Origin of the sequence: Sphingobacterium sp. MYb388, assembly GCF_037479535.1 — a bacterium.
Classification (GTDB): domain Bacteria; phylum Bacteroidota; class Bacteroidia; order Sphingobacteriales; family Sphingobacteriaceae; genus Sphingobacterium; species Sphingobacterium anhuiense.
Genome location: NZ_JBBGYV010000005.1, coordinates 198159 through 220692, shown reverse-complemented (window position 1 = coordinate 220692; position 22534 = coordinate 198159). Strand labels below are relative to the sequence as shown.

Here is a 22534-nt window from a genome sequence, read left to right as displayed (position 1 = left end):
AATGACACGACGTAAATAACTGTATACATCAGTCTAAAAGCGCCAACACAACCATATGCCTGCTTCACCTTTCGGTTTAAAGACCATCACAATGTATCATCTTTACGAGATCGCATCGATTCCGATTTACAACTGCATCTGCCCCACAGTACCAACACAACCAAGATGGACTGTGTCACCTGAGTTTTAAAGACCGTGATGTACTTATTTTTCCAAATGGCACCAAGTAGAACTTCACATCATATCCCACCCCACAAATGCCAGCATCATGCTGATCACATATTTGCAGACACGACAGGGTAAAGACAATGATACGATCACGAGTATATTTATAACCTGACGCCTAGGTGAAGGCTTCAGGAGTTAATCATATAACTGCGTTGTCTAAGACAAAGCTTCGTTTAGTTCATGGTGATTTGCATCTACGTGCGACCCATGACCGTATCATTGTAAAAAACTTATTTTATTGAACAGCCAACTTAATGACGGTCAAAGAGTATGGTGCAAACGTATCCACTATCTTTTTCCCTTTATAGCTGACCTGCTCCACTTTGGGCTGTATTTTCAACGGTTCTTCAAAACTTGTCGAAATACTCAAGTCCGCATTTGCCAAGGTCGTTTTTACAGCTGCCTGTTTCATTTTTTTCTTCGAATTGATATCAAAATTAACCTGTACCGGTTTACTATTATAATTAACAAATTTGATGATCAACTCCTTCTTTGCACTATCATATACAGAAGATGCAAACAAACTATCCTTCCCTGCCACCGCATCGCCATTCCATTTAACGGGGATAATATCAGTCCCCTTATTGGTCGAGTACAATTTCTGTACCTGATAACTTGGCGTACCGTATGCATGTAGATTATCGACCCAAATCAAGTCTGGGGTCCATTGCCAACCATCGACATGACCAAATAATGGCGCGTACGATGCCATTTGCACGACATCTGCATTTCGTTCCAGTCCGGTCAAGAAAGCTGCCTCTGAAAGCGCCGCTTCCCAAGTACTACGGCCAGGGCCATTAGGTCGGGTGGTGTGCGAAGCATATTCTCCAGCAAACACTTTCGGGCCGTTACGGTCATAATCATCATAACGGGAGACACTGGATAAAAACCACGTTGGTGGTCTATAATAGTGCTCATCAATAATATCAATCTTCATATCCCGTAGCTGCTCATCCAAATAAGCAAAACGCTCGCCATCGGGATCTGTACCGGAACTAGCAATAATGGCTATTTCAGGATGCTTCTCGTTAAAAACCTTTTTGAATGCAGCTAAACGCTCTATATACTGAGGTCCCCAATTTTCATTTCCTACACCAAGCATTTCAAGGTTGAAAGGAGCCGGATGCCCCATGTCCGAACGAAGTTTACCCCAGGTCGTTGTAACTGCCCCATTGGCAAACTCAATCAGATCCAATGCATCCTGTACATAGGTGTCCAACTCATCCATCGGAACAAGCTCTGCCGTATTAAACTGACAGGCCATCCCGCAATTTAAGATCGGTACCGCCTTAGCTCCAATATCTTCAGCCATTAAGAAATATTCGTAAAAACCCAAACCAAAAGTTTGAAAATAATCTGGAGCTGGTCTGTGCTTAAACTCAGTATTCCAACGGTTGATAATCAATTCGCGTTCCTCGATCGGGCCGACCGTCTTTTTCCATTGAAAACGGCTCGCTAAATCCCTACCTTCCACAATACAACCACCGGGAAAACGAATAAATCCAGGCTTCATATCGGCCAGCATCTGTACCATATCTTTCCGCAAACCTTTAGGTCTATTTTTCCAAGTCTCCGTCGGGAAAAGAGAAATCATATCAAGTTCTGCATCTCCAGCTCCTTCGATCCAGACATTTAACTTGCCTTTAGCAACAGTCTCTGAAGCCGTAAACTTCGCAGAACTACTTTTCCAATCACTTCCACTAGACAATATTAAACTACTATTTCCGACCACTTTATCCTGATCATCCAGCAACTCAACACGAATACGCATTCCGGCAGTTGCTTGTTTAAAGAGTAACGAAAACTCATACTGCTCCCCTTTCTTAATTCCCATACCACGGAACCCTTCATTTTGTATTCCTAGTTGCACACCCTTTGGGTTATGGATCTTCAATGAACGCGGATTACCTTTTCGTTTGCTGTTGTTTAAAATCAGAAACGCTCCCTCAGGTTCTTTGGTCAGTTTTTTCCAACCCATCCAAGGTTCATTAAATTCGAATGAACGATTTTTAATCAATTCGGCGTATATCCCACCATCGGCACCCATGTTAATATCTTCAAAGAAAACACCCCACATATCTGGTGACATCTTTCCGGCAGGCTGATCAAGGTCTACTTTAAGATTGACAGGACTCTGTGCAAACAAAGGTGTAGAACCAGCCATTAAAGCTGCTAGTAATAGCTCAATTTTTTTCATCCTATTTTATTTTATCGTAAATCTATATTCCGATTTCGTGCTATAAGTCTGCTCTGGTTTCAATACTGTCGAAGCAAAAGCAGGATGATTAGGAGCATCGGGATAATGCTGTGTTTCTAAACAAAATGCAGAACGGAACGGATATGCCAAACCACCTTTTCCTTTAGGATCAGTGTCCTTCATGAAATTGCCACTATAAAACTGTAAACCCGGTTCTGTAGTCAATACCTGCATTTCTATTCCCGTTTTCGGCGCATACACAGAAGCAACCTTTCTAAAACCAGCCGCTTGAGACAATTCAAAGTTATGATCATACCCTTTTCCGATCTTCAACTGAGCATTATCTGTTTCAATACGATCGCCGATGACAAATCCTTTACGGAAGTCAAATGGTGTTCCCGCGACTTGAATACTCTTTCCAGTCGGTATCAAGGTATCATCCACTTCCGTAATAGCTGCAGCATCGATTTGGAGCTCATGATCCAGTATCGTTGCAGATCCTGCACCATTTAGGTTGAAATAAGCATGGTTCGTTAGGTTTAGTACCGTCTCTTTATCCGTATTTGCTTGATAATCCATGACCAAGCCACCGGTATGACTTAAGGTATAGGTTACTTGCATTTTCACTTCACCAGGATAACCTGCCTCTCCATCAGGAGAAAGATAAGTGAAGGTAATGGATGAATCCGAACTGTTCGCGACATCCCATACCTGATTATAAACACCATGAGTACCCCCATGCAGGGAGTTTTTTCCATCATTCTTCTCCAGTTCGTATTTAACTCCCTGCAAAGTGAAAGTTGCATCCCCGATTCTATTTCCATAACGACCTACGATAGCCCCATAAAAATTACTCGCATTAGCTTTATACTCCGCAGCACTGTCATAACCAAGGATCACATCTGTCAAGTTGCCGGCTTTATCCGGAACCTGTAAGTTCACTAACCTTGCACCATAATTTGTCAGCGCAGCTTTAAGCTTGCCATTCGTTAATGTATACAATTTGACATCTTTACTATCGATAACCGAATCAAAAGACGTATCCACGGAATCTGTTTTTTCAGTCGTATGCTGTTTATTCGAGGTCTGTTGGCAACCACAAGCCAATGCGGACGTCAACAAAATACCATTTATAATTTTACTATTCATATTGTTATGATTTACAATTGATTAATCATTATTACATCTACCAAAAACGCACATATATAGCTGTTACTAATAAGAGTGTTACCACAATCAATACCAAAATCGATGGCTCTACTTTGAACATTTTTTTGTCCAGTACAAATGCCTTTGGATTCTCTTTTGGACCAAATAAGCTAACACCGATCATCAAGGCTAACGTAAAAGCAAAAGCTAGTCCCATACAGATTTGAAATGGAATTTCGTAATGACCACTTTTATTGATGTAGGCTGTATACAGCCAAGTTTCAGGACCAAATACTTTTGTCGCAAATTCATTGAAAAAGATCGATAAACCAAATCCCGAAACCAATCCCGTGATTGCAGCAGGACCAGTGGTACGTTTCCAGAACATTCCCAATAAAAACATAGCAAACACACCTGGACTAATAAAGCCCGTATATTTTTGAATAAAGGTAAATCCACCGGCACCTCCAATGCCTAAGGTATCATTCCAAGTAAACAATACAGCTACAAGAATAGAAACGACAATTGTAATTTTACCTACCCACACCATCTTCGATTCAGATGCTCCGGCATTGATGTATTTTTTATAGATATCCAACGTATAAATAGTAGCAATACTATTTGCTTTACCCGCTAAACCGGCAACGATAGCAGCCGTTAGTGCCGCAAGTGCTAAACCTTTCATACCATTTGGTAAATGACCTAGAATAGCGGAATACGCATTGTCAGCATGAAATACCCCTCCTGGTGCCATCTCCTCTTGCAATGCACCATTTTTATAAAGCACATACGCGGCAATTCCAGGTAGCATGACGATAAGTGGCATCAATAACTTCAAAAGCCCGGCAAATAAAATACCCATACGGGCAGTTTTTAGATCAGCTCCCAAAGCACGTTGTGTGATGTATTGGTTACAACCCCAATAGTTCAAGTTCACAATCCAGATACCAGCTAGGTACATCCCTATCCCTGGCAACATGAGGTATTTGTTAATCTCTTCTTGTGTAGCCCCAACTCCGGGTTTATCCACGATCATTTCAAAATGCTTAGGTGAATCTTCCATGAGTTTATTAAAACCTGCCAAGACATCCTTACCAAGACCGAAGTGCTCACTTACCAAGGTTAATGCAACGTAAGTCGTAGCGATACCTCCGATAATCAAAACCACCACTTGGATCACATCGGTAAAACCGATGACCCGCATACCTCCTAAGGTAATAATGACGGCAAAAACAGCTAAGGCCACCATAATCAAGTGAAAACTATCTCCTCCACCAGCCATACTCGATATAGCGATTGCGCCCAGGTATAAGATCGACGTTAGGTTGACAAACACATATAAGAAAAGCCAAAAAACTGCCATGATCAGACTGGTCGTTTCATTATACCGATTGTTTAAAAACTGAGGCATTGTAAAGATCTTATTCTTAAGATAAACCGGTATAAACCACACGGCTACAATAATTAAAGCCACAGCTGCAATGAGTTCGTAAGCCGCAACGGCAATACCGACTTCAAAACCATTTCCACTCATACCAATAAATTGTTCGGCAGATATATTGGAAGCAATCAATGAGGCTCCAATAGCCCACCAGGTCAATGAACCCTCTGCCAAGAAATAGTCTTTACTACTATTGTTGGCTGCTGTTTTTCTACTGTATATCCAGAAGCCATATCCGGCTACAATAATAAAGTAGACGACAAAAATAATGTAATCTACTGTTGCAAATTTATCCATAGTATTGCGATTTGCTTATGATGAAGTCCTACTCCTTTTATTAAGAAAGGCGCAGGACCATTCCGTTTATTTCTTCATTAAAAAATAGAGTTCATTCCACTTCAACTGGTTTTCCAGATGCGTTAACGTCGTGTTTTCATCAATAGCGACATACTCCAGTCCAGCAATACGGGCAAAATCTTCCAGATATTCAGGTTTTAAACTCAAACTATAAGCAGTATGATGAGCCCCACCAGCATAGATCCAGGCACTACAAGCAGTTTTCATATCCGGAAGGGGTTTCCATAGAACCCGTGCCACCGGCAATTTAGGCAACTCCTCTTTCACATCGACACCGATCACTTTATTGACGATCAAGCGAAAACGAGTTCCTAAATCAATCAGTGAGGCATTCAAAGCAGGACCACTTAAGCCATCAAACACCAAACGCGCAGGATCAGCCTTACCGCCAATTCCCAACGGATGTACTTCTATTCGAGGCTTATCAGCTGCTAAAGCTGGATCCACCTCAAGCATATGCGAACCGAGTACCATTTCATTCTCAGGATCAAAATGATATGTGTAGTCTTCCATAAAAGCTGTAGTACCCGGCAAACCAGCACCCATTACTTTACATGCACGCACCAATGCGGGTGTTTTCCAATCACCTTCTCCGGCAAATCCATATCCTTCAGCCATCAATCGCTGTACGGCTAATCCAGGCAGTTGTACAAGACCGTGAAGATCTTCAAAAGTATCGGTAAATCCTTTATAATTGCCAGATTCTAAAAACTTCCTCAATCCAAGCTCAATACGGGCTGCCTCTACCAAACTTTGGCGTTGCTCTCCTCCTGCTACTACATTAGCTGCGAGATCATAAGTGGCCTCGTACTCCTGCAGTAAAGTATCAATTTCCGATTCCGTAACCGCATCTACTACCGCGACAAGATCGCCAACGGCGTAGGTATTCACTGAAAATCCAAATTGCGTCTCAGCCGACACTTTATCCCCATCAGTAACCGCAACATAACGCATGTTATCACCAAAACGGACAAATTTCGCCCCCTGCCAATCATGCCAAGCAGCAGCTGCACGTACCCACACATTTATGCGTTCAATTACCTCCTCATCTTTCCAGTGACCAGTAACTACTTTTCTACCGATATTCAATCGGGTCACAATATGACCAAACTCACGATCGCCATGTGCACTTTGGTTTAGATTCATAAAATCCATATCCATCGTACTCCAAGGAATATCACGGTTATATTGCGTATGCAGGTGAAGTAATGGTTTCTGTAAAGCCTGCAACCCTCTAATCCACATTTTTGCAGGTGAGAATGTATGCATCCATGTAATCAAACCGATACAGTTTGCTGCAGCATTAGCTGCAGTTAAAGTACTGTATATTTCTTCACTATTTTTGACAATGGGTTTGTATACTACCTGTACAGGGATCTCCCTATGTGCCGAAAAATATTGAGCTACTTCTTCAGCATGTAAAGCCACCTGTTTTAAGGTCTCTTCACCATATAAATCTTGGCTCCCAGTAACGAACCAAACTTCCAATTTATTTAAATCGATATTCATAGTTTATAATTTCTTGATTGGCTTTAGGTCCAATCTCCTTTCAATTTTATTCGTTTATATTTGATTATTTATTCTTTTTACTCTTGCCCATAATACGAAGCTCCGCCATGCTTACGTTCATAATGCTTTTTGATCAAAGCATCTTTCAGGCGTGGCGCTTTCGCATTAATCTGTTCTGTCAACAAAGCCATTTGTGCCACCGTTTCCAAAACTGCACTATTATATACCGATTTAGCACCGGTTTTCCCCCATGTAAATGGAGCATGATTTCCTACTAAAACCATTTCAACTTCTTTATAATCGAGTTTATATTCATCAAAATGATTTATAATCTGAAATCCCGTTTCATATTCATAATTCCCCATTATCATTTGATCATCCATGGGTGACGCACACGGAATGTCTGTTGTTAAGTGATCTGCGTGAGTCGTTCCAAAAATTGGAATATCACGTTGGCTCTGTGCCCAAGCAGTTGCATAAGTAGAATGCGTATGTGTAATACCACCTACCTCCGTCCAGTGTTTGTAAAGCACAGCATGAGTTTGCGTATCAGATGAAGGTCTCAGCTTCCCCTCTACCACACGCCCCTCAAAATCAACAATGACCATATGATCTGGAGTCAATTCATCATAGGGTACACCACTAGGTTTAATTGCAAACACGGCACGATCACGATCCGCAACGCTAACATTTCCAAAAGTAAAAAGCACCAATCCCAATTTAGGCAATTGCATATTGCAATGAAAAGCTTCTTCTTTTATGTCTGTATAAATCATTATTTTATAGTTCAAAAAATTAAAAAATCATATATATAAGAAGCGACGAATAAGGCGCTACTTCGCCACAATTAATGTTTGGTTTCTACGATAAAAGCACCAAGACTCTTGTAATGTTCATATCTTTTGGCATAGATTGCGACCATTTCTGGACGAGGCTCATACGTTTTTTCAAAACCCTGTCCCATAGCTTCCATTGCATCTTCAACCTTTGCATAAATACCAGCAGCTGTAGCAGCAAACATAGCTGCTCCCATAGCGCAAGTCTGTTCAGATTTATGAATACGAATAGGCATATTCATAACATCAGCCATCGTCTGCATGATATAAGGAGATTTCTTTGCAACGCCACCTAACCCGATTAATCCCTTCACCGGTACACCTTGCTCAACAAAACGATCTGCAATACTTTTGGCACCAAAACAAGTCGCTTCGACGATTGATCGAAAAATTCGCACTGCATCTGTCCCTAGATGAAGACCCAATAACGCACCTTTTAAAGTCTGATCAGCATCTGGTGTCCTACGTCCATTAAACCAATCTATTGCCAATTCTGAGGATTCTGTGACTGGTAGTGCTTCAGCTTTTCGACTTAACTCAGGAATCAATTGTGTATCAATTAGGTTAGCGATCTTTACTCTATCTGCTGGTGAAATATCATTAGATTGTGCAATTATATTAGCGAATGGCCATGATAGTACTTGCTTAAACCAAGCATAAGCATCGCCAAAAGCCGACTGACCCGCTTCCATACCAATCATGCCAGGGATAATCGATCCATCCACCTGTCCACATATACCCTTTACAAGGGTTTCACCAACCTCATCATGCGGAGCGACTAACATGTCACAAGTCGACGTTCCCATCACTTTACTTAAATAATACGGCTCAATCTGTCCGCCTACTGCTCCCATATGACAGTCGAAAGCACCTACACCAACAACTACTTCAGTAGAAAGACCCAATCGGGTTGCCCATTCCTCCGAAAGTGTTCCGGCAGATTCGGCTGCAGTATGCGTATCGGTAAATAAACGATCTACCATACCATCTAAATACGGATCCAGTTCTGCAAAAAATTGATTCGGAGGAAGACCACCAAACTCAGCGGCCCATAAAGACTTATGCCCTGCTGAACAGACACTACGCTTAATGTCTTGGGCACGTTTGCCTCCTGTCAATAAAAACGGTATATAATCACAATGTTCGACCCAAGTATAGAGTGCATTGCGCACTTCCTGATCATCACGAAGCACATGCAGTAGCTTTGCCCAGAACCACTCCGATGAATAAATTCCACCAACATATTTTAAATAATCGATATCATATTTTTGAGCATGATCATTAATTTCCTGAGCTTCCCTAACGGCCGTATGATCTTTCCAAAGAACAAACATGGCATTCGGATTATTAGCAAAACGTTCAGTTAAAGCAAGAGGAATACCCTTTTCATCAACTGCTATAGGAGTAGAACCAGTTGTATCAATAGAAATTGCTTTTACAGATTTGGCAATTTCAGCATTACCTGACTTTTGAAGACATTCAAGTATTGTAAATTCCAATCCTTCAATATAATCTAAAGGATGCTGCCGAAATTGACTTGTCACCGGATCACAAAACTCTCCGCTGTTCCATCGCGGATAGTAAAAAACTGCACTAGATATCTCTACGCCATTATCCGCATCTACTAAAACCGATCGAACGGAATCACTACCGTAATCTAAGCCGATCACATAAGCTTTCTTCATTATTTGTGTTTTTGGTTTATAATATTGATTTATAATCTCTTACTTAGAAAACAAACTATTTAAATCCAGCAAGCTGAGTTGTTAATCGGAGTAATTAATGTCAAATTAACATTTATTTTTTTAAAAAATGAAATTTTAATTTATTTTTCGTTGTTTTGTATAGAAATAAAATATTAATCCGTTTATATAAATACGATATAAGTTAATCGTTATAGAATGGTTTTTTATATGAAATACTAGATAGATTGTAACAGGTACGATACATTTTGTATCTTTAATTAATTATAAACGAGATTACTCAATTATGGATTTTTACAAAAATGAGCCAAGCTTATTATTAGCTGTGGATTGTATTATTTTTGGATTTAATGGCGAATCATTAGAAATTTTACTTATTAAAAGAGGATTTGAGCCCGAACGCAATAAATGGAGCTTAATGGGTGGATTTGTTCAACCAGAAGAAAATCCGCAACAAGCATCTTCTCGTATTCTGAAGAAACTGACAGGTTTAGATGGAGTCTATATGGAAGACTGTGGCATTTTTGGCGATCCTGACCGTGAAAAATATGGACGTGTGGTCAGTATCGCACATTTCGCATTAATTGATGTACATCAATATAAACACATCATCAGTGAAGAATTTGAAGCTTGTTGGTTCCCGCTCAAAGATCACCCAGAATTAATATTTGATCACAATCAGATGATTGAGAAAGCGAAACGTGAGCTTCGAGCAAAAGCGGCACTCTACCCTATTCTATTTGAGCTATTACCAGAAAAATTCACGATTCCACAAATTGTATCACTTTACGAAAGTGTCTACGATACCGAATTGGATACACGCAATTTTAGCCGTAAGCTGCTTTCTTCGGAACTGATCATTAAACTAAAAGAAAAAGATAAGGAAAAATCTAAGAAAGGAGCATTCTACTTTCGATTAAACAAGGACATTTACAAAGAAAAAATCATGTCATTCCTAAGCTACTTACCAAGCTGGTCAATAAACAGTTAACGATCAGCTCTAAACAGTTGAATACCTTTTTTTGGCTTAAATTAATAAATGTATTAATAACATTTAAATAATAAAAGTAAGATTAAGTATAAATCTTAAACCAGAAATGCCATGACTTTAAAAAGAATCATTACATACTTTACTTGTATGGTCATCTGCTCATCCGAATTATCAGCACAAACTAAGCCTCAGCTGAACTATTTCGACCTGAACGATGTCCGCTTGCTTCAAGGCCCTTTCAAGCATGCCCAAGATCTTGATTTAAAATATCTATTAGAGATCGATGCAGATCGTTTATTAGCTCCTTTCCTACGCGAAGCTGGGCTACCTCAAAAGAAAGAATCTTATACCAATTGGGAAAATACAGGCTTAGATGGCCACATCGGTGGTCATTATATTTCTGCCCTTGCACATATGTATGCGGCAACTGACGACCTACAAATAAAAAAAAGGTTGGATTATATGCTTTCCAATTTAAAAAGTTGTCAAGACGCTAATGGCAATGGCTATATTGGTGGGGTTCCAGGTGGAAAAACCATTTGGAAAGAAATCGCACAAGGCAATATTCAAGCAAGTGGATTTAGCTTAAATGGTAAATGGGTACCGCTATACAATATTCATAAGACTTACGCAGGTCTACGTGATGCTTACCTTCTTACAGGAAATGAGGAAGCAAAAAAGATGCTGATAAAGATGACCGACTGGGCTATTATATTAGTACAACAACTTTCTGAACAACAAATTCAGGAAATGTTACGTAGCGAACATGGCGGACTCAACGAAACATTTGCGGATGTTGCAGCTATCACACAAGATCCAGCATATCTTGCACTTGCCCGTCAATTCAGCCATCATGAGGTACTAGATCCATTAATTAAACACCAAGATAAGCTTACCGGACAACATGCTAACACACAAATTCCAAAAGTATTAGGTTTTAAGAGAATCGCAGATATTGCTCAAGATGAAACCTGGGAAAGTGCTGTCCGATATTTCTGGGAAAGTGTTGTAACACAACGCTCCATTTCCTTTGGAGGCAATAGTGTTAGTGAGCATTTTAATCCGACCAATGATTTCTCAAAAATGATCCATAGCATTGAAGGCCCCGAAACTTGCAATACTTATAATATGCTACGTTTGACAAAGATGCTTCATCAAACCGATCCAAAGGGCAAATATCTAGACTATTATGAACGTAGTTTATATAATCATATATTATCTAGCCAACATCCGGAAAACGGAGGATTCGTTTACTTTACCCAAATTAGGCCTGGACATTATCGAGTATACTCCCAACCACATACAAGTATGTGGTGCTGTGTTGGATCCGGAATGGAAAATCATTCGAAATTCGGCGAGATGATCTATGCGTATCAAGGTAATCATCTATATATTAATTTATTTATACCTTCACGTCTCAACTGGCGCGACCAAGAAGTCGAAATCGTCCAAGAAAACAATTTTCCAGAACAAGCAAGTACAACCCTACACATTCACCCAAAAAAGAATGGCAAAAAATTTGCACTACATGTGCGAAAACCCGCATGGTTGTCCGAAAAACCAAGTATACGCATAAATGGTAAAATCTATAAAATTGATAGAATTGAGGGCGATTTCTTCACCATTGATCGTGAATGGAAAAAAGGTGATCAAGTCGTTATTCAGCTTCCTATGGGTATACATACAGAACAGCTACCAGATCAAAGTAAATACTATAGTTTACTCTATGGTCCAATTGTATTAGGAGCGCGCACATCCGGACCATTACCCGACTTGTTATCCGACGATAGTCGGATGGGGCATGTCGCAAAAGGAATCCAGATTCCATTGAGAGACTTACCAATTCTAACGACAGAACCTTCTGCTATACCAAACCTAGTAAAACCTATTGCATCAAAGCCATTACATTTTTCATTATCGGGTCTTCGTCTTGCAAAAGAAAATATTAACATGGAACTTGAACCATTTTATAAGATTCACGACAGCCGATACATCATCTATTGGCCGCAAGCGACGGAACAAGAGCTTGCTAGTACACAGGAAAAAATGCAACGCGATGAACAAGAGAGTCTCCGTTTAAACACCCTAACCGTGGATAAAGTTGTCTGCGGGGAGCAACAACCGGAATCTGATCATTTTATTCAACAGCTGAATAGTCATGCAGGTGTATTTGACGATACCCGTTGGCGTGAAGCAGATGGCTGGTTCAGTTATATCTTAAAAAAGCAAGATGGCAAAAATGCAGACATCTATATCAAATATCTAACGGAAGAAGGTCCAAGAACGACAGAAATCATGGTAAACGATGTTATCGTTGGAAAGTTAGTGCCAGCAACAGCAACATCTGATATCAAAACAGCACGTTTCACATTGACACAGGGTCTAGAAGCAGAAAAACAATTAAACATAAAAATCAAAGGAGCAGACCAGAATAGAAGCCACAAAATTCTCGAAATTCGTATCCTCAAAAATCAATAAAAAATTGAGATAATTATGTCTATAACTGGCAATACTTTACCTTGCATGATGATATCCTGAGACTCAATACCCAGTCTCAGGGTTCATATTTTTATTGCTCCTCATCCGCCTTCAAATCAATGATTTTTTCCGTAAGCAATTTCAATACGGAATCTATGGCAATTAGATTAAAATTCCATATCTCCTTTAAAAATAAAAAAGCTCCAAGAATTTCTTCTGGGAGCCTACCAATCAACCAATTATAATCATCTTACTTCTTTACTTGCTCAGCAGATAAACCTGTTAAGCGGTCACCGACAATCGGAATCTCATTTAGCTTTGCAGTCAAACTAGTCAAATCTGAAGCGGAAAATGCATAAACAGCAGCCCAAAGATTCTCCTGCAAATGGGCTAATTTAGTTGTCCCTGGAATCGGTACGATAAAAGATTTTTGCGCTAAGAGCCATGATAGTGCCACCTGTGCAACGGTTAATCCACGGAGATCTCCAAATTCTTTAAGAGTGTCAATCAATTTCCAATTCGCAATTACATTTTCAGGCTGATACCGTGGCAATGAAGGCCTGTTATCATTATTAGGATCGTATATTGAACGCTCATTTAAGTATCCCGTAATCATCCCACGACTTAGCGGACTATACGGGACAAAACCAATCCCCAATTCTTCACATAGCGGAATCACATCCTTTTCCGGTTCACGTGTAAATAAAGAATATTCACTCTGCAAAGCTGTTAGCGGTTGCACAGCATGGGCTTTTCTTATATTGTCCACATTCGCCTCACTCATTCCAAAATGCCTCACCTTACCTGTTGCTATGAGATCTTTCACTGCACCAGCGACTTCTTCAATAGGGATATTGGGATCAACACGATGTTGGTACAATAAATCGATGTAATCTGTTTTTAAGCTTTTCAACGAATGCTCGACAACTGCTTTAATACGATCTGGATGACTATCGAGTCCTTCAGACGGTTTACCATTTTTAAAACCAAATTTAGTGGCTATAATGATATCCTTACGAAACGGAGCCAATGCCTCCCCAACCAGTTCCTCATTAAACAGGGGACCATAAGCTTCTGCTGTATCGTAAAAATTCAAACCCAATTCTGGAGAACGTCTCAATAGGTCAATCATTTCCTTTCGATCGGGAATAAAACTCCGATGATAACTCATACCCATGCAGCCTAATCCCAAAGCTGATACTTCAAGACTTTGCTTCCCTTTACCCAAAGTCCTTTTTTCTGATGAAAGGTTCATTTTACTTTTGTCACTATGGTTTTCTTTTTCGGATGAACGATTACATCCTACAAGTCCTAAAGAAGAAGTTGCCAATAAGCTCGTTCCGATAAACGCTCTCTTTTTTAAGAAGTCTCTTCGATTATTCTGTTCCATATCATTTAAGTTTATTCTTTACTATTAAAAAAATCCCAAAAGTCGATTCAAGCTCTAAAGAATCCACGTTCTTGCACTTCTTCAAAAATCGACACAAATATGTAGCGTTATAGGATACAAATTACTGTTTAACTTACCATTATTACAGATTACATGCTTTAAGACTCCCATCAGACACACAACATGTTCTACGATTGCATGAATTATCATCCTATTCTTCCGAGATCGCGAGCAATTCAGCAGATAGGCGCTCACCTTGAATGGAGATCTTTGTCAGAGCAACCTCGATTTCGATCAGATCCTCGGCAGTCATCATGACGTTGGGCGCCTGAATATTATCATCAATGTAGTCGAGCTTATCCATTCCCGGGATAGGAACAATAAGACGGTTTTTACTAAGCAACCAAGCTAATGCGAGCTGCACCGTTGATATTCCTTTTTTTAGTGCCAATGCATTTAACATTTTGATTAAAGGCATATTCGCCTGCATCGCTACTTTAGTAAATCTGGGAAAGCTCGCGCGCAGATCAGTTTCAGGATCAAAGGTAGTTTCTGCTGTTATCGTACCGGTCAAAAAACCAGTACCCAAAGGGCCCCACGGTACAAAACCAATTCCCAGTTCCTCACAAAGCGGTAGCACATATTGTTCCGGCTCACGTGTCCAAATCGAATACTGGTTTTGAACAGCAGTAACCGGTTGAACAGCGTGCGCCTTTCTGATAGTAGATGCACCCACCTCAGAAAGTCCAAAATGCTTTACCTTCCCCTCCGCAATTAAATCTCCCACCGTACCGGCGACATCTTCAATCGGAACATTCGGATCAACCCGATGTTGATAAAATAAATCAATATAATCTGTCCTTAATCGCTTAAGTGAAGCCTCCGCAACCTTACGTATATGTTCAGGTCGACTGTTCAAGCCACCTTCTTCCGAGATCATACCAAACTTGGTTGCGATAACGACCTCCTTGCGAATAGGGATCAACGCCTCACCCACCAATTCTTCATTTGTAAAAGGTCCGTAAGCCTCCGCTGTATCAAAAAATGTGATTCCTTTCTCAAAAGCTCCACGTATCACACGAACACCTTCCCGTGTGCTAACTGCCTTTCCAGTACCAAAACTCAGATTCATACAGCCCATCCCTATTGCTGACACTTCAAGTCCGCTATTTCCTAAAACTCGCTTTTTCATTTTCTTTACCCATTTAATTTGTTTAAATTCATTAGCCAATCATCATTTGTTAAATGACAGGACAAAATTCGCTAGGTTCAGTTGATTCTTGCTTATACAGATTACGGCAATTCTTACCATTATTACTGTTAACAGCCTTAGCCTATCCCGACCTATGCTATAATTGATTAATATTGAATTATAAAAAAAGAGTTATGGAAGAAATCATCAAAATAGACAGTATTGATGCCTACAATAAAATGCGTGGCATAGAAACCTTGCATCCCTTAATTACAGTAATCGACTTATCGAAAACAAAACCGATGCCTGCACAGACTTTTAACTTTGGTCTTTATGCCATCTTTCTGAAAGAATTAAAATGTGGCGAATTGAAATACGGTCGCAACAATTATGATTTTCAGGAAGGAACATTGGTTTTCATTGCTCAGGGACAAGTATTGGGCGTACAGCCTAATATCACAACCTTTCAACCCTCAGGGTGGGCACTCTTGTTTCATCCTGACCTGATCAAAGGAACTTCATTGGGAAAGAAAATCCATGAATATAACTTCTTCTCATATGATGTAAACGAGGCTTTACATCTTTCCGAAAAAGAGCGGCATATTGTTTTAGATTGCTTTACCAAAATCCAATATGAAATGGAACAAAGCATTGACAAGCACAGCAGAACATTGATTACATCCAATATTGAATTATTTTTAAACTACTGTACCCGATTCTATGACAGACAGTTTGTAACCAGGGACCATTCCAACAAGGGTATACTGGAAAAATTCGAAGATATATTAAACGCTTATTTTACCGAAGATAAATCTCAAAAGATCGGACTACCGACGGTAGCTTACTGTGCTTCAGAATTGAACCTATCTCCAAATTACTTCGGCGATATCATCAAGAGCGAAACTGGTATTACTGCGCAGGAATATATCCAAACTAAGGTTATAGATTTCGCCAAAGAAAGAATTTTTGATCACGAAAAATCAATCAGTGAAATTGCCTATGAATTAGGTTTCAATTATCCCCAGCATTTCACTCGTTTGTTCAAGCAAAAAGTAGGCATGTCCCCCTCCGAATACCGATCATTAAACTAATTTGATAAATAGTTTTAATCCACAAGTTTCTCCTCAGGACTGTCTTAAAATGATGCTAAATAAGAAGAAATACAAAAGGAAGTCTATCAAATTCTTGATCAACTTCGTCAATTCGTTTTAAAGAAGACCGCCAACGATTTATATGCATGATGATAAAGTCATTTAGTCAGTTCAATCTCAAACAAATTTCATTAACTTTATAGCTTATTAAGATCGACCATATTACATAAAACAATCTATTGGAAATGAATAAATTTGTTTATTTATCGCTTTACTTATTTGGATTTCCGTTTGCTTCCTTTGGCCAGGAAACAACGTTGACTGCCGATGAACTTTTTGTTAAAGCACGAACAGAGGCTTTTGATCAAAAAAATTATGCGGAAGCGATAAAAATCAGTAAACAGGCTTTGAAACAGGCTCCCGAATATACGGATATCAGTATCTTTTTAGGACGTCTATACACTTGGTCTGATAAAATAGATAGTGCCCGTACCATATTTTCCAAATTGGAAAGTCAAAATGTGCAAGATGAAGATTTGTACATAGCCTATGCTTCTTTAGAGTATTGGAACGATCAAGCGGCCAAAGCAATAAACTTGGTGGATAAAGGTCTTTCTTTTCACCCGACGTCAGAAGATCTTCTCCTTTTAAGGACAAAAATAGAATACAGTAATAATGCGTATGAAAGTGCTGAAAAATCAGTAAATAATCTACTAAAATTAAATCCTAAAAATGCTGAAGCAAGAGCTTTAGCAAAAAGTATCCAGGAGTATACAGCTAAAAATGCTATCGGGCTTAATTATAACTTTGTTCACTTTGACAAACAATTTGACGATAACTGGCATATTGTAGCACTTAGTTATAAAAGAGCAACACCACTAGGATCAGTAATCTTCAGAACAAACTATGCGAATAAATTTGCTGACAATGGACTACAATTTGAAGTAGAGGCTTATCCAAGATTATCTAAAATGTTTTATCTCTATGTGGCTGGGGGCTATTCCAATAATGTAGGTATATTTCCTAAATACAGAACTGGTGTTTCTTTATATGCAAATTTACCGCACAGCTTTGAGGGTGAAGTCGGATACAGACAGCTATATTTCAGTGATAACATCTGGATGTATACAGCATCAATAGGCAAATATTATCAGAATTTCTGGTTCAACCTAAAAACGTATCTAACCCCAAGCAATGAAAATATATCACATTCATACGCTGGTACAGTTCGATACTATACCAAAGGAGCAAATGACTATTTAGGATTTCTAATCGGAACAGGAATTAGTCCTGAAGAAAACCGGAATAATCTCCTAGACCAGTCCATTTATAAGCTTAAAACATTCAAGATCGGAGCAGAATATAACTTTTCGGTCAACCGTACAAATCTGTTTTCCATTTCTTCTACATACTTCAATCAAGAGTTTAGACCTAATGAGAAGGGTAATCAGATCGATATCACAGTTTGCTATATCAAAACCTTTTAGGGTTTTGATATCGTTTGCTTAAAATAATTCTTAAAAATACTGTCAGGCAGTAGCTGTTTCTTAGTATAGAATTGCTTATTCTGACGCTTAAACAGTTCGAAACGCTTGATGAGCAGATCACGCTCCGAACCCTCAGAAAGAGGTTCCTCATTAAGTGTTGCATCTAATTTATACAACTGGCCATCCGAAATATGGTAGTCACCATAGACAAAGTCAATCAACTGATTCTTACTTTGCATCATCGCCGCTCCATTTCCTTTAGCAGAAGCTCCGATCTCCATACCACGGCCTATCCAGGTTACCTGTCCTGGGGTATTCACCTGATAATTATTACGATAAAAAGCAAGCAGAGAAGGTGTCACATCAAAGTGACTTACCTTATGACGGAAAGTATGTGCCGCCTTTAGTAATGGTGAATAAATCATTAATGGAACATGATAGCGATCAATTTTACTTTCTAAAGGAATCTCAGGCATAGCGTGATCACCGGTTATAATAAAGATCGTATTAGCGAAATCTGCCCGCTTTTGATAATCCCTGAAAAACTGTTGCAATGCATCGTCCAAGTTCAATACAGACACCAGTTGCTTCCGGTTTTGCAAAGCCCATTTTTTGCGATCAGGCGTCAGATCGCCCAGAGCTAACCGCTTATCAAAAAGTTTTTCATAAAAAGCAGCATTATTGATTAGAAAAGGATTGTGGGTAGAGAGCGTTAACAAAAGATGAAAGTAAGGTGTCTGCTGCACTTTCTGTACCTCCAACATTTTTGCGAATACCGCTTGATCCTCATACCCCCAACTTTCTCCCCCTTTTTCGGGAAGCTTTTTATATGGTTCGGCATAAGACCACTGATCGACCAAAGTATCCACTTTACTGTAAGTCATGAATTTTTCCATGAAATCAAACTTTGAATTACCGCCATAGAAAAAACCTGTATTGAATCCATTTGCTTTTAAGATATTGAACAGGTTAAAATGTGCCGGTAGAGTATCCTGTTCTAAGAAGCCATGCGAAGCAAAGGGCAACGATCCTGTCAATGTCGGCAAAACAGAAAAAGTTCTGCCTGAAGAACTTAAATTATTCTCCCAATACAAGGACTTCTTCGATAAAGAATCTATAAAAGGTGTAAAATTTCCGATATACCCTGAAGGAGAACTATAGGCATGCCCTAATCCTTCGACCACAATAATGACCAAATTTGGGACAGATGAACTTTTTTGAAAGTAGGTCCCTAATATGTCCTTTGTATCTTCATTTCGAAGAAAAGGATAGCTTTGGTTTTCCCCTGACGTCTCTTTTTCTGCTCCAAATACCAACATTCCCGGATGTTCTTCGATATAATTGGTGACATTAGAATTTAGAAAATAACGCCATTTACTACGAGCAGCATTTTGAGCAAACTCATCACCAGATATCTTAAAAACCTTAAAGCGGTCTACAGGAATAAAACTTACAATAACTCCTAAAAATAGCATACTTAGGCCTACATAGGTGCTCTTAATCGTTTTTTTCGACGCTATCCAAAAAGGAATATAGGCACATGCGACGAGCAAGATTAATAAAGCGATATTGGTAAAACTCAGCATACCACTCGCTTCCAAAATTTGCATCATCTCGGCAGTATTATAATAAAACATATCCGCTCCCAACAAATTGCGTGATTCTGCAAAATATAAAAATAAAATATATTGCATTACCACGACAAAAGATAATAACACGATGGATAATATCCTGGCTACTGAAAGATGAACAAGTTGTACTATCAGATACACAAGACCGCAACCACTTAGTATCTGAAAAGCGAAAACGAGATTATTCAAAAGAAGTGGTATTAAACCATTTGATTGACCTAATTGTGGAAATTGCCCGTTATACCACCACCATTCTACAGCGACAGAAAGCATATACAACACTAAAAACACAAGGCTTACAGCACCATAATTTTTCAATCCAATACGCAACTGTAAACCAATCCGTTTAAAAAATGGAATATCTTCAGCCCCTTGCTGAAAACCCTGACGTTTCATATCGCCCCAGCTATGCTGTTTACGAAAATAATCCACCACACCGCGTACACCTGCACCGACTACAATTGGATGGAAATAAAAAGGTTCCAAAATAGCTGTAACTATCAATTTGGAAAGATCTTGTTTCTTGGTATACACCTGGTGACTCACCAAGTCGACCAAAATAGCGTAAATAGAATATAAGATCCCCGATGAAATAACCAGCGCAAAGAGTGCAAAGAAAAATGGCCAGTTTATAATACCGAGAAAAAGAAAAATCAGAAAAATAATATATCCTGAAAATTCAATTACAGGACCAAGGAATTCAAAGAAAAACCAATAGGGCATACTGACCATTCCTAACCGTCCGTACTTCGGGTTGAACATAAGCTTACGGTGCTTCCAAAGTGTTTCCATGGTACCTCTCATCCAGCGATTCCGCTGCTTTTTCAAAATCTCCTTAGACTCAGGCACCTCAGTCCAACATAATGGATCCGGTATGTTGACCACTTCATAAGGAAGTTTCTGTTCTTCCATATAACGGCGCATGCGTACCACCAGTTCCATATCTTCACCTACAGTTTTACTGTCATATCCACCACAGGCTAGTACAATCTGCTTATCAAAAGCCCCAAAAGCCCCTGAAATCAAGATAAGACCAGAAGCTCGGGACCAAGCCATTCTTCCCAATACAAAAGCACGAATATATTCCAAAGCCTGTGTACGTCCAAGCCAAGATTTAGGAAGGTTAACGTCAACTACTTTACCATTTTCTATACGGCAGTTATTAGCTAAACGGATGACGCCACCACAAGCAATGACCCTTTTATCAGTCTGCTCTAGGAAAGGTTTTGCAAGTTTTAAAAGTGCATCCTGCTCTAGTATACAGTCCACATCGATGCAGACGATATAATCGCCAGAAGATATATTTACCCCCACATTGAGCGCATCTGCCTTCCCGCCATTCTCTTTATCAACGACAATCAGCTTTTTGAAAGCGGCATTTTTACTTTTATAAATACCGCGGATCTCTTTGGTTTCTAGATCACCTTGTATAAAAAACGGAACAGATTCTAATGCATAAGCTTCAATAAGCTTTTCCATAGAATCATCACGACTTCCATCATTAACAATAATAATTTCTAGGTTATGGTAGTAGAGAGATAATAACGATCGTACATTTTCAACGACGGTCATACCTTCATTATAGGCCGGGGCGATTAAGCTAAAACGAGGTGCATTGACATTGGTTGCAATGAGATTATAATCGGTATAGGAATTATCATGCTTATAACGTATTACTGCACCATAGGCATAGATACCCACCCACGCAGAGATCAAAAATATAGCGGCCGAATATACAAGAAATATCCAGATCACTACTTCGTAAACAATATGTGAAAATTCTAGCATACTTTTTCCTGCAATGCGTGGTTAATAATATGTTTAAACTCATCCGGCGTGTTCTCATCCAAAGCCATATCCCGTAAATACTGACGCTCCCCTAAACTAACCAACACTTCGGCGGACCAGATTTTGATCGCAACTGCTGGATGCTCCCACAACTGTTTTTTCAAAAACGCATCACATTCCAGACTCTTGGACACCTTCATTGCTTTTAGGATCTCAATCTGAACGGCTAATGTTTCTTCTGGAAAAGCGCTCACCAATTGCTCCATCGTATTATTATTTTCAAAAGCCTCCAGTGTACGCACTACCTGTAGCTTTACAGCAGTATCATTATGCGCTAGTAATTCTAGCACTTCACTATAATAAGACAACATCTGGAATTTCCGCATTAAACGCAGCGTAAAAATAACCACAGATGTATTTTCACTTCGCAACCATAAAGTAATATTGACAATTTGCGGATCGGGAATATCAATAATAGAATTCAGTAAACGAAGCTGTTGCCACTCAGAAAGAGGATGCTTCAGGTTGTCTAAAAAACTTAAACCTTCAGCTCCTTTAAAACTGACTATTCCATACTGTGCTTCTAAATATACCTGTTTCTCCCGGTGCTCCAGCAAGGATGTAAATTTAGGTAATGCACGTAAAACACGCATTGCGGTCAGCTCCTGAATCCCTCCTGCTATGTGATATGCTTTCTTTTTAATCAGATTACGCCAGGCCTCATCCTCAAGACTAAACTTATAAAATAAATGTGTAATCTCTTCTCGGGCAACACCAGAAAATTTGCGTTCTGAAGCCACTAAAAGATCTAAAAAAACACTTCTGAACGCTGGTTCCCGCAGATGCATATCAAAGGATTCATCGTTTTCAACAAAATTCTGTCCCAACACTATAGATTCAGTAATCTTATTTTCAATGATCTGTGTCCAGACTTGTCTATTAGATAAAACACGGTATTTATAAAAACTATAAAACAATACCGCAATAATCAATAGCAATACCAGCACAAATACAATGATTATGGCCAATACCAGTTCGTGAAGTGTTATTTTTTGAAACATAGTAA

General features: G+C 39.3%; 14 protein-coding genes. 4 read left to right on the top strand and 10 right to left on the bottom strand.

Annotation, left to right across the window (positions count from 1 at the left end; genetic code table 11):
- Positions 1-463 precede the first annotated feature (463 nt).
- The 6 genes from WH188_RS17305 to WH188_RS17280 form a co-directional block, all read right to left on the bottom strand.
- Entirely contained in the window at positions 464-2425 is a 1962-nt protein-coding gene (locus WH188_RS17305) for an alpha-L-arabinofuranosidase C-terminal domain-containing protein (RefSeq protein WP_339424439.1), read from the bottom strand.
- A 6-nt stretch (positions 2426-2431) separates the two neighbouring features.
- Positions 2432-3574 (bottom strand): aldose epimerase family protein, encoded by a 1143-nt coding sequence (locus tag WH188_RS17300; RefSeq protein ID WP_021188843.1) that lies wholly within the window; start codon positions 3572-3574, stop codon positions 2432-2434.
- Positions 3575-3611: 37 nt separating this feature from the next.
- Positions 3612-5312, bottom strand: coding sequence for a sodium:solute symporter family transporter (locus WH188_RS17295; protein ID WP_132773881.1), 1701 nt, complete (start codon positions 5310-5312; stop codon positions 3612-3614).
- 66 nt (positions 5313-5378) lie between these two features.
- On the bottom strand, positions 5379-6881 hold the full coding sequence (gene araA / locus WH188_RS17290) for an L-arabinose isomerase (protein WP_132773883.1): 1503 nt from the start codon (positions 6879-6881) through the stop codon (positions 5379-5381).
- A 77-nt stretch (positions 6882-6958) separates the two neighbouring features.
- Positions 6959-7657 carry an L-ribulose-5-phosphate 4-epimerase gene (locus WH188_RS17285; protein WP_168126886.1) on the bottom strand — a complete coding sequence of 233 codons (699 nt, stop codon included), beginning with the start codon at positions 7655-7657 and terminating at the stop codon, positions 6959-6961.
- A 71-nt stretch (positions 7658-7728) separates the two neighbouring features.
- On the bottom strand, positions 7729-9402 hold the full coding sequence (locus tag WH188_RS17280) for a ribulokinase (protein ID WP_168126887.1): 1674 nt from the start codon (positions 9400-9402) through the stop codon (positions 7729-7731).
- Positions 9403-9706: 304 nt separating this feature from the next.
- Here WH188_RS17280 and WH188_RS17275 point away from each other — a divergent pair, with 304 nt between their 5' ends.
- Together WH188_RS17275 and WH188_RS17270 are read left to right on the top strand one after the other, a co-directional pair.
- Positions 9707-10411: an NUDIX hydrolase gene (locus WH188_RS17275; RefSeq protein WP_021188845.1), complete on the top strand. Its 705-nt coding sequence runs from the start codon at positions 9707-9709 to the stop codon at positions 10409-10411.
- A gap of 111 nt (positions 10412-10522) precedes the next feature.
- Positions 10523-12889 carry a glycoside hydrolase family 127 protein gene (locus WH188_RS17270; protein WP_339424438.1) on the top strand — a complete coding sequence of 789 codons (2367 nt, stop codon included), beginning with the start codon at positions 10523-10525 and terminating at the stop codon, positions 12887-12889.
- Between the two features lie 250 nt (positions 12890-13139).
- Here the strand turns inward: WH188_RS17270 and WH188_RS17265 are convergent, their stop codons facing one another.
- Complete coding sequence (locus WH188_RS17265) at positions 13140-14279, bottom strand: aldo/keto reductase (protein WP_339424437.1); 1140 nt, start codon at positions 14277-14279, stop codon at positions 13140-13142.
- 211 nt (positions 14280-14490) lie between these two features.
- Complete coding sequence (locus tag WH188_RS17260; RefSeq protein WP_168126888.1) at positions 14491-15471, bottom strand: aldo/keto reductase; 981 nt, start codon at positions 15469-15471, stop codon at positions 14491-14493.
- 194 nt (positions 15472-15665) lie between these two features.
- Between WH188_RS17260 and WH188_RS17255 the strand changes: the two genes are divergently transcribed.
- Together WH188_RS17255 and WH188_RS17250 are read left to right on the top strand one after the other, a co-directional pair.
- On the top strand, positions 15666-16562 hold the full coding sequence (locus WH188_RS17255; RefSeq protein ID WP_021188850.1) for a helix-turn-helix domain-containing protein: 897 nt from the start codon (positions 15666-15668) through the stop codon (positions 16560-16562).
- 245 nt (positions 16563-16807) lie between these two features.
- On the top strand, positions 16808-18049 hold the full coding sequence (locus WH188_RS17250; protein ID WP_339424436.1) for a YaiO family outer membrane beta-barrel protein: 1242 nt from the start codon (positions 16808-16810) through the stop codon (positions 18047-18049).
- Here the strand turns inward: WH188_RS17250 and WH188_RS17245 are convergent.
- Both WH188_RS17245 and WH188_RS17240 read right to left on the bottom strand, forming a co-directional pair.
- Positions 18046-21468, bottom strand: a complete 3423-nt coding sequence (locus tag WH188_RS17245) for a sulfatase-like hydrolase/transferase (protein WP_168126890.1) — start codon at positions 21466-21468, stop codon at positions 18046-18048. The genes WH188_RS17250 and WH188_RS17245 overlap by 4 nt on opposite strands.
- Positions 21462-22529 carry a hypothetical protein gene (locus tag WH188_RS17240; RefSeq protein WP_168126891.1) on the bottom strand — a complete coding sequence of 356 codons (1068 nt, stop codon included), beginning with the start codon at positions 22527-22529 and terminating at the stop codon, positions 21462-21464. The genes WH188_RS17245 and WH188_RS17240 overlap by 7 nt, the downstream gene beginning before the upstream one ends.
- Between the last annotated feature and the right edge of the window lie 5 nt (positions 22530-22534).